Source organism: Gilvimarinus polysaccharolyticus, from assembly GCF_001187555.1.
GTDB classification, from domain to species: Bacteria; Pseudomonadota; Gammaproteobacteria; order Pseudomonadales; family Cellvibrionaceae; genus Gilvimarinus; species Gilvimarinus polysaccharolyticus.
In genome coordinates, this window is record NZ_LFIJ01000001.1 from 775,116 (window position 1) to 789,693 (window position 14,578).

The 14,578-nt window shown below is 51.0% G+C and carries 9 protein-coding genes; 2 read left to right on the top strand and 7 right to left on the bottom strand.

Going from position 1 to position 14,578, the window contains the following annotated elements:
• Positions 1 to 186: 186 nt before the first annotated feature.
• Entirely contained in the window at positions 187 to 3,042 is a 2,856-nt protein-coding gene (locus GILYN3_RS03215; RefSeq protein ID WP_049721523.1) for a valine--tRNA ligase, read from the bottom strand.
• A 211-nt stretch (positions 3,043 to 3,253) separates the two neighbouring features.
• On the opposite strand from GILYN3_RS03215, the gene GILYN3_RS03220 reads away from it, so the two are divergent.
• Positions 3,254 to 6,349, top strand: a complete 3,096-nt coding sequence (locus GILYN3_RS03220) for a hypothetical protein (RefSeq protein ID WP_049721524.1) — start codon at positions 3,254 to 3,256, stop codon at positions 6,347 to 6,349.
• A gap of 87 nt (positions 6,350 to 6,436) precedes the next feature.
• Here GILYN3_RS03220 and dapD read toward each other — a convergent pair whose 3' ends face one another.
• From dapD to map, 6 genes are all read right to left on the bottom strand, one after another.
• Complete coding sequence (dapD, locus tag GILYN3_RS03225) at positions 6,437 to 7,471, bottom strand: 2,3,4,5-tetrahydropyridine-2,6-dicarboxylate N-succinyltransferase (RefSeq protein WP_049721525.1); 1,035 nt, start codon at positions 7,469 to 7,471, stop codon at positions 6,437 to 6,439.
• A gap of 55 nt (positions 7,472 to 7,526) precedes the next feature.
• A complete protein-coding gene (locus tag GILYN3_RS03230) occupies positions 7,527 to 7,880 on the bottom strand; it encodes an ArsC family reductase (protein ID WP_049722536.1) in 354 nt (117 codons plus the stop codon).
• 59 nt (positions 7,881 to 7,939) lie between these two features.
• Positions 7,940 to 8,632 carry an endonuclease III gene (gene nth / locus GILYN3_RS03235; RefSeq protein ID WP_049721526.1) on the bottom strand — a complete coding sequence of 231 codons (693 nt, stop codon included), beginning with the start codon at positions 8,630 to 8,632 and terminating at the stop codon, positions 7,940 to 7,942.
• 2 nt (positions 8,633 to 8,634) lie between these two features.
• Positions 8,635 to 9,831 carry a succinyldiaminopimelate transaminase gene (gene dapC, locus GILYN3_RS03240; RefSeq protein ID WP_049721527.1) on the bottom strand — a complete coding sequence of 399 codons (1,197 nt, stop codon included), beginning with the start codon at positions 9,829 to 9,831 and terminating at the stop codon, positions 8,635 to 8,637.
• Between the two features lie 78 nt (positions 9,832 to 9,909).
• Positions 9,910 to 12,609 (bottom strand): [protein-PII] uridylyltransferase, encoded by a 2,700-nt coding sequence (locus tag GILYN3_RS03245; protein WP_049721528.1) that lies wholly within the window; start codon positions 12,607 to 12,609, stop codon positions 9,910 to 9,912.
• Between the two features lie 3 nt (positions 12,610 to 12,612).
• A complete protein-coding gene (map, locus tag GILYN3_RS03250) occupies positions 12,613 to 13,383 on the bottom strand; it encodes a type I methionyl aminopeptidase (protein ID WP_049721529.1) in 771 nt (256 codons plus the stop codon).
• Between the two features lie 377 nt (positions 13,384 to 13,760).
• On the opposite strand from map, the gene rpsB reads away from it, so the two are divergent.
• Positions 13,761 to 14,504: a 30S ribosomal protein S2 gene (rpsB, locus tag GILYN3_RS03255; RefSeq protein WP_049721530.1), complete on the top strand. Its 744-nt coding sequence runs from the start codon at positions 13,761 to 13,763 to the stop codon at positions 14,502 to 14,504.
• Positions 14,505 to 14,578: the final 74 nt, after the last annotated feature.

Here is a 14,578-nt window from a genome sequence, read left to right on the forward strand (position 1 = left end):
GTTGTTAACGATTGGTGTGCCGGGCGCGTCTTAATGGACGGATATTTGACGGCATTTTGTTGTGCTAACGGTAAGGTGGTGGGAGGGAGGTTGTCTTGGGGGAACAAAAAACATAGGCTAGGCACGAGTGAGTCTGTGCCCAGCCTAGCTGGATGAGTTTAACGTTGGTGAGCTTAGAGCCGCGTTTTAAAGTTGCGCTAAGGTTTCTAATTGCTCACGTAAAGTAACCAGTGCCGCGTTAATGTCTTCGAGCTTTTGTTGCTCTTTGGCGACTACTTCGGCGGGTGCTTTATCGGTAAACTTAGGGTTTTGCAGTTTGCCGGCGGTGCGCTCGTGATCTTTTGCCAGTCGCTCGACCTCTTTATTAAGACGCGCACGCTCAGCCGCGACATCAATCAAGCCCGCCATGGGTACCAGTATTTCTAGTTTGCCCACCAGCGCGGTAGCGGAGGTCGGCGCTTCGCTGTCGGGCTCTAGCCATTCGATGGACTCTATGTTGGCAAGCTTTTGCAGATATTGGCGGTTGTCGTTTAAAAGCCGTTGATCGTTATCGTTGCCGTGCTGCATAAAGAGTGGAATATGTTTGCCTGGGGCAATGTTCATCTCGCCGCGAATGGTGCGTATCCCCTCAATGACACCTTTAAGCCACTCGATGTCGGCGCTGGCAGCGGGGTCGAGCTTGCTGCTGTCGGCAATCGGGTAGGTGGCTAACATGATGGTGTCGCCGGTGGCACCGGTAAGCGGTTTAATGCGTTGCCAGATCTCTTCGGTAATAAACGGAATGAGCGGGTGGGCCAAGCGCAAAGTGGCCTCTAGCACGCGAATCAAGGTACGGCGGGTACCTTTCTTTTGCGCTGTGCTGGCGTTGTCATCCCACAAGATTGGCTTTGATAACTCTAAATACCAATCGCAGTATTCGTTTTTAAAGAATTCGTTAAATGCTTGGGTGGCAAGATCTAAGCGGTAATTCTCGAGCGATTCGGTAAACGTTTGTTCGGCTTGTTGTAGACGGCTGATGATCCAGCGGTCGGCAAGAGATAGCTCGTAGTTGCCGCTGTCGTCTTGATCGCAATCTTCGCCTTCGGTATTCATGAGTACATAGCGAGTGGCGTTCCACATTTTATTGCAGAAATTACGGTAACCCTCTACACGGCCCATATCAAATTTAATGTCGCGTCCGGTAGAGGCCAGCGAGCAAAAGGTCAGGCGCAGGGCATCGGTGCCAAACGATTCGATACCGTCGGGAAACTCTTTACGGGTTTGCTTTTCGATCTTAGCGGCATCTTTCGGGCGCATTAAACCGGTGGTGCGTTTTTGCACTAAGGTTTCTAAATCAATGCCGTCGATAATGTCCAGCGGGTCTAAAACATTCCCCTTGGATTTACTCATTTTCTGGCCTTGAGAGTCGCGTACTAAGCCGTGTACGTACACGGTTTTAAACGGTATCTGAGCGTTGCCATTTTCGTCTTTAACCAAGTGCATCGTCATCATGATCATCCGAGCAACCCAGAAAAAGATGATGTCGAACCCTGTTACCAACAAATCGCTGGGGTGGAATTTTTTTAAGAACTCGGTTTGTTCGGGCCAGCCTAGGGTCGAGAAAGTCCAGAGCCCAGAGCTGAACCAAGTGTCGAGCACGTCGTTGTCTTGTTGCAATACAACGGATTCGTCTAGCTGATGCTTACTGCGTACTTCGGCTTCATTGCGACCGACGTAGACTTTGCCGGCTTCATCGTACCAGGCGGGAATACGATGCCCCCACCACAGTTGGCGAGAGATACACCAGTCTTGAATGTCGCGCATCCACGAGAAGTACATGTTCTCGTATTGCTTAGGGACAAAGCTAATATCGCCGTCTTCGACCGCTTTAATCGCGGGTTCGGCGAGTGGTTTGGTGCTCACGTACCACTGGTCGGTCAGCCAAGGCTCGATCACTACACCCGAGCGATCACCGCGCGGTACTTTAAGGGCGTGGTCGTCAATTTTGTCGAGCAAGCCGGCGGCCTCTAAATCGGCTACTATTTGTTTCCGCGCGACGTAGCGGTCCATACCTGCGTATGCGGCAGGCAAAGTGGTGTCGACTTGGTCGTTGTGGCTGCCGTCGATGTTAAACACTTGAGCGGCGGCCAAAATGGCGGCGCTTTTGTCCAACACATTAATTAAATTCATGCCGTGGCGCTTGCCGACTTCGTAATCGTTAAAGTCGTGCGCGGGGGTGATTTTGACACAGCCGGTACCGAATTCACGCTCAACATAATCATCAGCCACGATCGGAATACGGCGGCCGACTAACGGTAGCTCGATTTCTTTACCGATCAAAGAGGCGTAGCGCTCGTCATCGGGGTGAACAGCAACGGCGGTGTCGCCCAGCATGGTTTCGGGGCGAGTAGTGGCGACCACTAAATAGGTTTTACCTTCGGCGGTAGTAGCGCCATCGGCTAGTGGGTAGCGCAGATGCCACATAAAGCCTTTCTCGTCGTGGTTTTCAACCTCGACGTCTGAGATGGCGGTGTGCAGTTTTGGATCCCAGTTTACCAAACGTTTGCCACGGTATATTAGGCCGTCGTCGTGTAGCCGAACAAAGGCTTCTTTAACGGCATCTGATAAACCATCATCCATGGTAAAGCGCTCGCGCGACCAATCGAGCGACGAGCCAAGCCGGCGCAATTGACGGGTGATGTTGCCGCCTGATTGCTCTTTCCATTGCCAGACTTTTTCTAAAAACTTTTCGCGGCCAAGATCGTGACGGCTGATGCCTTCGGCGGCGAGCTGACGCTCGACCACCATTTGTGTGGCGATACCGGCGTGGTCGGTACCCATTTGCCACAAAGTGTCATCACCGCGCATACGGTGGTAGCGGATCATTGCGTCCATAACGGCGTTATTAAAGCCGTGGCCCATGTGTAGATTGCCGGTGACATTGGGGGGCGGGATCATAATACTGTAAGCATTATCGCCGCCTTGGGGCTTAAAGTAGCCGCGCTCTTCCCAGGTGTTGTACCAACTTTGCTCGATGGCTTGGGGTTGATAGGTTTTTTCCATGAATGTCACTGCCTTTGATCGTTGCCCAGCGCCAATCGTTGTGGCGCAAACTCAGTCGAAAGGGCGTAATTATAGCGGGTTTGTGGCCACAAGTAGAGCACCAGCCGCGCTGCTGGCTACATCTGCGTTAACTCTGTGTGTGAGATGCTTGATTTCATGTAATTGATAGGGGAGAGTGACACTCTAAATTAAGAGTGGCGCAGAGGCCCGTATGATAAAACTAATATTTGCAGGAGAATTAATAACCGGCTTTGAGCGCGCTCAAGTGGTGAGCCAATTGGCTAAGCTGCTTAAGCGCGATGAAGACCAAATCCTACGTATGTTGTTTTGCGGTAAAGCGGTGGTGGTTAAAAAAGTCACCACCGAGCAAGACGCGTACAAGTGGCGCAAAGCGTTTGCCACTGCGGGAGCGGTGCTGATGGTCTCGGATGCTGCTGATGAGCCGGCCAACCTAAGCCGTGATGACGACACAGATACTGGAGCCGACACTGGAGCCGAAACAGGAAGCCATGAAGCGCCTGCCGATAGCCAATTAGAAAGCTCTGATACAGCGCAACAGCTCGATGAAGATGTTGCTGACGCTGACGATAGCGGTGTAACTGGGGCGATAACTGAGGAGCCAAGCTTGGCATCCGAGGCAAGTCGCAGTCCGGGTGTTCGTCGTCGTAATCGGGCATTTATAGTGATGGGGTTGCTGGTGTTAATCGCAATAGCTATCACCGTGTTTGTGCTTTGGTTAACGCGACCATTGTGGCAAACCGCCAGTCTTGATGAACAGCAACAGCAATGGGCCACGGCACTTGCCTCGCCCAACACCTATGCTTTGGCGCATATAGATGTAGCGCGCGCGGTAACCCTAGAAGGTTTGGCCGGGGCGCAAACTGAGCTGCCTTCGCCAGCCGGTGGCGAGGTGGATTTTTGGGAATCTTTAACCCGTGCCGGTATTGATGTGCGTAAACAAGTGACCCACCTGTGGTTGGCGGGGTTGCACAGCGAGGAACATACGGGTGCCGTGATGGTACTGTCTGGGACTTTTACCCCGAGCAATGTTAAGCGTTGGATGAGCGAGCGTTACTTGATCGCCTCTGAATTGGACGACGGCTTATTGTTTCGTACTGCCAGCGCCAATAGCTGTGAATCTGCCACCGATTTGCGCGCGGTGCTGGGCAATGATCGAATTATTATTGGCGACCCAGCTAGCGTCACGCAGTTGTTGCAGCGTTTAGAGCAAAAGTCGCCCGCGAGCCAAGAGTTGCAACGCTGGCAAGAGGTGAGTGCAGATCAGCTGGCCTCATTGGCGGTATTTATCCCCGAGAATATCGGCGAGGCCGCCAGTGGTGGTATGTCTGCTATGGTGTTGAGAGGCGTTGGTACCGCGGCACAACCGGCGGAAGGTGTATACCTCGACCTAGAGCCTGTTGCGGTTCCCCCTGGCGTCGAACTGCGCGCCCAAGTGTTTAGCCAAGATGCCGAATTTATTGCTACTAGCTATAAAGCATTTGATGAGCGTCTTGCTGAGTGGCGTACCGATGCTGAGAAAAACTGGCCGGAGGTGGCTGGGCTTTATGATCGTTTAGAGGTGACACGCAGTGATGAGAGTGTGGGCGCCACTGTGTTTTTCGACCGTCACTTGCAGCGAGATATTAGCAACTGGGTGAGCTCAATATTCTCGGGGATGTTTTCATCCTCCGACGATGCCCCCACCGAAGAAAGGTTAGAGACCGACCCTCCGGTATTTACCAATATTACCGGTGCTGGGTTTAAACCTTACGCAAGCTATCCCGAACTTCACAACAGCATGTTTACGCCGGCGACCGAGGCAGGTCCATTTGCGATTGGTATTGAGTCATTAAAGGTAAGCGAGGAGCAACAGTTGGAGGTGGCACTTAAGATGCTTGCCTTCAATTTGGCCAATGCGCCGACCCGAGGGGCAGCGGCAACATTTACATTGGTTGATGTGACCGACACACAAGGGCAATCTTTATTGCCGGCACTAGAGTGTGGCGAAGACAAAAACCTAGCTCCAGCCGATATCGGTACCAGTATGAGTGCGACCCACTACGTTGATGGTGAGCCGGTACCTTACACCTCGACTCAGGGCAGTAAAACGATCGCATTAAGTCCGGAGACTAAAGTGAGCGATATAGCCGAGCTTAAAGGCTACATCGATTACCGCCAAGTAACAGCGGTGGAGCAAATTAAGCTGCAACAACCGCTGGCCGGACAAGTAATCGAGAGCAATGGTTTGCGCTTGCGCTTTATGGATGCCGGGCCACACGCATTGCAGTATCGTTACAGTGGTGAGGTGGATAATTTACTGCACGTTCATGCGTTGAATAAAAATGGCCAACCATTGTCATCTGGCGGGGCTATGTGGGGCGGCGCCATGTTTGGTAGCGGTAAAACCGCATCGGTTAATTATAATGGAGAGATTGCCAGTGTAGCGGTGGTAGTTGCCACCCAGGCTAGCTCTACACGCTACCCCTTGTCGGTGAAGTCTGTTTGGCCCAAGCAAGGTAATACCTTGTTTGGCGGAAACTCATGGCCGCGATCCGAGCCGGCCGAGGTGCAGCGAGCCCTGAGTGACGCACAAGCTCCAGCGGTGACTCACGATTGGAATAAGCCTGTGTTTGAAACATCGGTAGGGCCTGCAACTCTTGCGTTCCAGCGAGTAGACTTTGATGACCGCTTCGGTATGGACGTTAGTTTAAGTGTGTATCTATCGAATGCCGTACCGATGGTTGGTACCTTGGGCGGTGGTGCTGTGCGTCTAACGGCGTTAGAGCTTGCCGATGGTGAACAGCTAAAGCTTGTTAAAACCACGTATTTCCCTTTTGCTTACGAGGGCGGTTATTGGATGAATGGCGTGTATCAGCCGGACGACAATAAACCTTGGATTAAAGGTGATGCATCATTTCGCGATCGTGAAGTTAAAGTGTTAACTCCGCAAAGTTTAACGGGTGAGATTTTTCTTAATGTGCCCGAAAGCTCACGCACCGAACAGTTTGAATTTGATGTGGGCGCGCGCTGGGAAGATGAAGGGCTGAGCTTGCAAGTAACACAAATAAGCCAAGGCGAGATACTGTTGAGTTACAGCGGTAACGTGAGCCGCTTACTGGCAGTGCGTGCATTGCGTGATGGTACGTTGGTGAGTGATCAGGCAAAAATGCGTAATTGGTTTGGCGTTGAAAGTGTGTCACTTTCTATTAGTCAAAGGCCCGATACTCTGGAATTGGAATTGGCCGATTCAATTACTTCTGAGCGTTATCCGTTTACGCTAGATCTTGCCGAGCTTGCCGCACAATAATTTTTACCGTGCTTGGCGCTATCGCTAGCCAACAAAAAGCCGAGCATAATACTCGGCTTTTTGTTGGTACTAACGGTTGTAAAAAAGTTACGCGTTTACGTGTAACTCTTCATTCAACTGTACGCTCGACTTATTGGTTAAACACTCAATGCGGCCGGTCATAGAGTTACGGCGAAACAGTAGGTCGGATTTTCCGGCTAAATCGCGCGCCTTAGCAATATCGACTTCTTTGCCGTTGTCGTCCAGCACCGCTACTTTGGTACCAGCGGTAATGTACAGGCCAGATTCGATTGTGCAACGATCACCCAATGGAATGCCAGTGCCGGCATTGGCGCCCAGCAAGCACTCTTTACCCAGACTGATAACAATATTGCCACCGCCTGACAGAGTGCCCATAGTAGAGCTGCCGCCACCTAAATCAGAGCCCGCGCCGACAAAAACGCCGGCCGAAATACGTCCTTCAATCATGCCTGGGCCATCGGTGCCCGCATTAAAGTTAACAAAACCTTCGTGCATAATGGTGGTGCCTTCACCTAAGTAAGCGCCTAAGCGTACCCGAGCTGTGTGGGCGATACGGACGCCAGCGGGCACTACATAGTTGGTCATTTTAGGAAACTTATCGACACAGGCAACGTCTAGCAGCTCGCCTTTTAAGCGCGCTTGTAATTGCTTGGCTGGCAGCTCGGCCAAGTCGATGGCGCCAGCGTTGGTCCAGGCAACGTTGGGCAGCACGCCAAACAGTCCAGTAAGATTTGTGCCGTGTGGTTTAACTAATCGATGCGACAGTAAATGCAGTTTTAAATAACCCTCTGGCACGCTGCTTGGAGCTTCGTCTGTGGCTAATAGGGTGGCGACCAATGGACGTTGGCTGTTGGCCAACGATTGCGCGACATTTGCTTGTTCGCTATCGCCCGCAGCGTTAAGCGCATCAGCCAGTGCGGTAGCTTGTTCGGTTGTTATACTCAGCGCTTGGTTGCCACCTTGGTAGTTAAGGGCTTGGCTAATAGCGGCGGCAGTTGCTTCACTTGGGTTAAGCAAAGGTGCTGGGTAAAAAACCTCTAGCCATTCGCCTTTTTGGTTTTGCGTGCCTACACCTAGGCCGATGCTATAAAGTTTGCTCATGTTCAATCCTGTTGCTAGCGTTGTCAAAAAAGTGAGTCGTAAAAAAGGGTATTTGTCAGCTCAAGCACGACTGGTATTGTTCGGCTTTAAAGCCCACTTGTGTATGGCTGGCTGTTTCTAGTACCGGACGCTTGATTATGGTCGGGTTGGCAATAATAAGTGCCGGAGCTTTAGCGGCTGTAAAAATATGGATTTTTTCTTGTTCGCTAAAACCTTTCCAAGTGGTTGAGCGTTTGTTGATAAGCGCATCAAGCCCGACAGCATCAATCCATTGCTGCACTTTGCTTTCATTTAAGCCGTCAGCCCGAAAATCGTGAAACTGGTAGTTAAACCCATTGGCATCTAACCATTGACGCGCTTTTTTTACCGTATCGCAGTTTTTAATGCCGTATAAGGTGGGCGTTGTCATATAAGGGCTCCGTAACGTGCTTTGCGCAAAAGCGCTCATAATAACAAATCTGCTACTGGTTAGGGCTTTTGTGCGATCTTTGGATGCTTGCGCGCGGGATAACAAGCGCGGCAAATACCACAAATTAAACCGTTGCAGCCACGGGCGCTACAGTGCTCGCGGCCGTAATAAATAATTTGTAAGTGCAATTTGTTCCAGCTTTGCCTGGGGAACAGGCGTTTTAAGTCTTTCTCGGTTTGTACCACGTTCTTGCCGTTGGTAAGCCCCCAGCGCTGAGCTAGGCGGTGAATGTGGGTGTCGACAGGAAAGGTAGGCACGCCAAAAGCTTGGCTCATCACCACACTGGCGGTTTTGTGGCCAACCCCTGGTAAGGTTTCTAGTGCGTCCATGTCGGCAGGTACTGCGCCGTCGTATTCGTCGACTAGCCGTTGCGACAATACCGAGATCGCTTTAGATTTTTGCGGCGATAAACCACAGGGGCGGATAATCGCTTTAATATCTTCTACCGGAACTTTTGCCATGTCATAAGGGGTGTCGGCAAGCTGCCAAAGCGCCGGTGTGATTTGATTAACCCGCGCGTCGGTGCACTGCGCCGATAACAATACGGCGATCAGTAAACTATAAGCATCAAAATGATCCAGCGGAATAGGCGTTGTTGGGTAGAGTTCGTCCAGTGTTTGCTGGATAAGCGCGACCCGCTCGGCTTTTTTTAAGTTGACCTGTGTGGTCGGTTGCTTGCTGGGCTCGCTCATGGTTATAGGTTGCTGACAAATGCGCGAATGCGATGAGCCGCCTCGACGCACTCGGCCTTGGTGGCAACCAAGGCTAGGCGCACATAATACTCAGCAGGGTTACCGGCTTCGGTATCTCGCGCTAGGTAGGCGCCGGGCAATACAGTGATGTTTTGTTCGGCAAATAGTCGCTGGGCAAATTCTTCCCCTTTGATGGGCAGCTTGGGCCATAAGTAAAAGCCAGCGGCGGGTCGCTCGAGTTCAAGACAGCCGTCTAAAATGTCCAGCACTGCATCAAACTTAGCTCGGTATGCATCGCGGTTTTCCAATACATGGGCTTCATCTTGCCAAGCGGCGATACTGGCTAGTTGCGTGGGCACTGGCATCGCGCAGCCGTGATAGGTGCGGTATTGCAAAAACTTGCTTAGTGTTTCGGCGTCACCGGCGACAAAACCCGAGCGTAAGCCGGGTAAGTTGGAGCGTTTAGATAAGCTGTGAAAAACTACGCAGCGGCGGTAGTCGTTGCGGCCCATATCGCTGCAAGCTTGCAGTAGGCCCGCAGGTGGTGTTGCTTCATGTTGGTACAGCTCGCTGTAGCATTCGTCAGAGGCAATGACAAAATCGTAACGATCGGCCAGCTCAATTAACAATTGAAGTTGCTCTAGGCTCATAACCGCGCCGGTGGGGTTGCCGGGCGAGCAGATATACAGCAGTTGGCATTGCTGCCAGATGGCAGCGGGCACCGCTGCGAAGTCGGGGATGAAATTGTTGGCCGGTGTGCAATTTAAAAAATATGGTGTGGCGCCGGCCAAAAAAGCGGCCCCTTCATAAATTTGGTAGAACGGATTTGGGCAGACGACCAAGGGAGTGCAGGCGTTGCGATCAACCACCGCTTGGGCAAATGAAAACAAAGCCTCGCGGGTGCCGTTGACCGGTAGCGCTTGGGTTTCTGGGTTAAGCTTATGAGCCAAATTAAAACGCTGATTGGCCCACTCGGCAATTGAATTGCGCAACTCGGGCAAACCTTTAGTGGCTGGGTAGTTGGCCAGCCGGTCTAGGTTGTCACTTAATGCCTCGAGTACAAACGCTGGCGGTAAGTGCTTAGGTTCGCCAATAGATAGAGCAATGTGCTCAAGTGCCGCAGGTGGTGTAATGCCCGCTTTAAGCGCTGCCAGTTTCTCAAAGGGGTAGGGGTGTAATTGCTCTAATTCGCTATTCATGTGAAGTCGTCAGTGCGTTAAGTTGGTAATGCCAATAAGGTGGCATTTTTTAGGCCTAGCTTGAGCGCAGGGCATGTTCTAAAACTTTGCGGCGCGATCGACACGATCGTCGAGTTGGCGACATATTTCATCTTGCAGCCGTTGGCATAAAGCCGGGTCGGCCAGCGGCTCGCCTTGGTTGTCGGTGATGTAAAACATATCTTCAACGCGCTCACCCAAAGTGGCAATTTTGGCGTTTTGTAAATGCAGCTCAAAATCAATAAAAATTCGGGCGATACACGCCAATAAACCTGGGCGATCGGGGCTAATGACCTCTAATAACGTGTAACCACTGAGCATGTCGTTGCGAATGCTGGTGCGTGTTGGGTGCGAGAAATGTTTAAGTCGCCTTGGGGTGCGTCGGGTATTGAAGCTACGGTTATTGTCTGTGGCGGTTAGTTCTTCGTAGAGTTCATCGTAAATTCGTTGCAGTACGGTGGCATCTGTACCGAGCGGTTCACCATCTTGATTTAGCACAAAAAAAGTATCGAGAGTGTAGCCCGATTTTGAGTTGTAAATGCGCGCGTCCTGGACACTTAGATTCATGGCGTCGAGTACGGTGGCAACACCCGAGAACACGTTTTCTCGCCCTTTGCTACAAACAAAAATTTGCGTCGCCCCTTCAAGCTCATGACTGGATGTCTCTTGAATTAAGACTAGTGGGCCGTCGTCATGGTTGTGATTAAGAATCGCCGCGGTGTGCCAGGCGATATCTTGATGCGATTCGCGTAAGAAATACTCGTCATCGACGTCTTCCCAGACTTGTAAGCATTGCTCAGTGCTAATGCCGTGGCGGTTGAGGCGACTAATAGCCATCTGCTGGGTTTCTTCGATCCAGTCTTGTTTGTCTATATTGTTTTCGAGTCCACGGCGCAGCGCGTATTTTGTTTCGAGGTAAAGGGTGCGCATTAAGCTGGCACGCCAGGTGTTCCAAAGGCTGGGGTTGGTGGCATTAATATCGGCAACCGTTAATGCGTACAAATAATCAAGATGAATTTGATCGCCTACCAGCAACGCAAAACCATGGATGACGTCGGGGTCTGAGATGTCTTGTTTTTGTGATACTTGTGACATGAGTAGGTGGTTCTCTACCAGCCAACGCATCAATCGAGTTTCGCGGGGCGAGAGGTTGTGGTGCACGGCAAATGCCTCTGCGTCTACCGCCCCCAAGGTGGAGTGATCGCCGCCACGACCTTTGGCTATATCGTGGTACAAGCCCGCTAGCAGAATAATCTCAACCTTTGGTAGGCGCCGCATAACATGCCATGCCACCGGGAAATCTTCTTTAGCTTGCGGCTGCAAGAAGTCACATAGATTTTCAATAAGCAGTAAAGTGTGCGCATCGACCGTATAAATGTGAAACAAGTCGTGCTGCATTTGCCCGGTAACAAGACCAAACTCGGGTAAATATAAGCCCAGTATGCCGTAGCGCGACATACGTTTTAGCTCTTCGACTAAATGCTCTGGGTAGGTGAATAACTGTAAAAATAATTGATTGTTTTTTGGGTCGGCACGAAAAGCATTGTCTACTAAGTGCCGGCTCTCGCGCATCAGGCGAATAGTCGATGCGCGCACGCCCTTGATGTCTGGGTTTTGTGCCATGAGCACAAAGATTTCTAGCAGTGCCGATGGTGACTCATCAAAAACGTAAATGTGAGTCACTTCGATGTAATTGTCGCGACGTTGAAAACGCTCATTGATTGGTGTGACGGTTTTTTTAACGCCACGCTGTATGATCGCTTCGTACAGAAACTGCAGCAGTACTTCGTTTAGCTCGCGTAGCGACATCACCAGACGGTAATATTTGTGCATAAATTGCTCGACACCTAAACGCTTGTCGGTGTCTTTATAGCCAAACAATTTTGCCAGTTCACGTTGGTGGTCAAACAGTAATCGCTCTTCTGCGCGCTCGGCAACCATGTGTAGGCCATAGCGAACTCGCCACAGAAATTCTTCGCCATTTTGCAGTAGCGAGAACTCCTCTTCGGTAAAAAAACCTTTACCGTCGAGTTGTTTTAAGGTGCGCACCTCAAAAAAGCGTTTAGCAACCCAGGCGATCATCTGAATGTCTCGCAAGCCGCCGGGGGCATTTTTAATATTGGGCTCGAGATTGTATTCGCTGTTTTTGTATTTTTCGTGGCGCAGGCTTTGCTCTTCAAACTTGGCTTTAAAGAACTCATCGGGGGCCCACATTTTTTCCGATGCTGTTAGTTCCAACAGGTGTACGCGCAAGCTGGGGTCGCCTACTAATGTGCGAGACTCCATTAAATTGGTGGCAACAGTGATGTCGTCGCGTGCGATCTCGACGCACTGCTCGACGGTGCGAACACTGTGACCAATCTCTAAACCTATATCCCACAGTAGAGTTAAGAATCGTTCAAGGTTATCTTGGCAGTGGTCAATTAGGCCGTCGTCGAGCAATATGAGCAAATCAATATCTGAGTGCGGATGTAGCTCGCAGCGACCATACCCACCAACCGCTTCAAGGCTAATGCCGTCGGGCCAGTCAAATTGATACCAGGCGTAGTGCAGCAAGCAGTCGACAAATAATGCCCGCTCATGCACCAGCGTGCGTATATCTTCACCCTCACAGAAACGTACATCAAACTGTGCGTTAGCGGCGGTTATTGCGTCTTTAAACACAGAGATAGGTGGTTGCGCCGCCAATGCTTTACGAAACCGGCTTTGATCAAAAAAAAGCAGTGGCCGCGTAAAGTAGGGTGAAAGAGATTGATTCATAGGCTAAAAGGGTTCTTCTGTGCGTTTGGTGAGCACTTCGACGCCATCGGCGGTAACCGCAAGAGTGTGCTCCCATTGTGCTGATAGCCGACCGTCTTTGGTTTCGACTGTCCAGCCATCACGTTTGAGTTTGGTTTGAGCTTTGCCCGCATTGATCATCGGCTCGATGGTAAAGGTCATGCCTTCTTTTAATTCAAGCCCGGTGCCGGCGCGGCCGTAGTGGAGTACTTGTGGCTCTTCATGAAATACGGTGCCAATGCCGTGGCCACAATATTCGCGCACAACGGAGTAGTAGTTTGCCTCGGCGTGCTGCTGGATCACGGCGCCGATATCTCCTAGGCGGCAACCAGGTTTGACCAGCTCAATACCTTTATAAAGGCATTCTTGGGTGATCTCGACCAGGCGCTTGGCGTGCGGTGCGACTTCGCCAACAAAATACATTTTGCTGGTGTCGCCGTGAAAGCCGTCGAAAATTACAGTGACATCGATGTTAATAATGTCGCCGTTTTTCAGGGTCTTTTTTTCTGACGGAATACCGTGGCAAATAACGTGATTGACGGAGGTGCACACGGATTTTGGGAAACCGCGGTAGTCTAGGCACGCGGGGATGGCTTTTTGTACATCGACGATGTGATCGTGGCAACGCTTATCGATTTCGGCGGTAGTGACGCCGGCTACTACATAAGGCTCAATCATTTCGAGAACCTCGGCGGCCATGCGGCCGGCAATGCGCATTTTCTCGATGTCAGCGGGTGTTTTAATAGATACGGTCATGACTTCTCACTTTGGACTGCGCGCACTCAGCGAGCGCGTTTTTGGTGGAGGGTAGTTTAACCGATTGACGCCCAGGACTACACCCCGCGCTCGGAGTGTTTTTGCAAGCTTAAGTGCCGGCTATCGTGCCTTTGATTGTCATTGGCAGTTAAGGTTGGGCCCTTGGCTGGCGGGGTGAAAAGCTTATAAAAACTTTCCCTGGACGGTTTTGTATGGTATAAAGCGCGCCGTCTATACGCACTCTGATGTAAGTCAGGTCAGTTTAGGCGAATAAACCTTAACGTCACACATGTACCGACACGCACAGCCTGGGTGCCCTTTGGGGTTGGTTGGCGGGGTATATGGAGGCCTAACCCGATACAATTAGGAATACTATTATGCCTACAGTTAGCATGCGCGATATGCTGCAAGCAGGTGTCCATTTTGGTCACCAAACTCGTTACTGGAACCCTAAGATGGGCCGCTATATCTTTGGCGCCCGCAACAAAATTCATATCATTAACCTCGAGCACACTGTGCCTGCGTTTAATGAAGCTCTTGCCTTGGTTAAGCAATTAACCTCGCAAAAGAAGCAAATCATGTTTGTTGGCACCAAGCGCGCCGCTCAAAAGATCATTAAAGAGCAATCAGAGCGTGTTGGTATGCCTTTTGTTAGTCACCGCTGGTTGGGTGGCATGTTGACTAACTACAAAACCATTCGTGCCTCTATCCGTCGCTTCCGCGAGCTGGAAGCGCAAGCAAAAGATGGTACTTTTGAGAAGTTGACCAAAAAAGAAGCTCTGATGCGTACCCGCGATATGGAGAAGTTAGAGCGCTCTATTGGTGGTATTAAAGATATGGGCGGCCTGCCTGATGCGTTGTTTGTGATTGATGTTGATCACGAGCGCATTGCTATCGCCGAAGCCAACAAGCTGGGCATACCAGTTATTGGTGTGGTTGATACCAACTCTAATCCAGATGGCATCGATTACGTGATCCCAGGCAACGATGACGCCATCCGCGCTGTTCGTTTGTACGTTAGTGCTATTGCAGACGCCTGTCTTGAAGGCGCCACTGCCGCACAAGAAGTGCCCAATAAAGACGAGTACGTTGCCGCTGAAGGCGAAGCTGCTGCGGAGTAAGATTGCCGCGAGTATTCTTTGCATAAGTTAGCGTAAGTCGTAAAAGGGGTGGGCCGATAGGCTGCGCCCCTTTT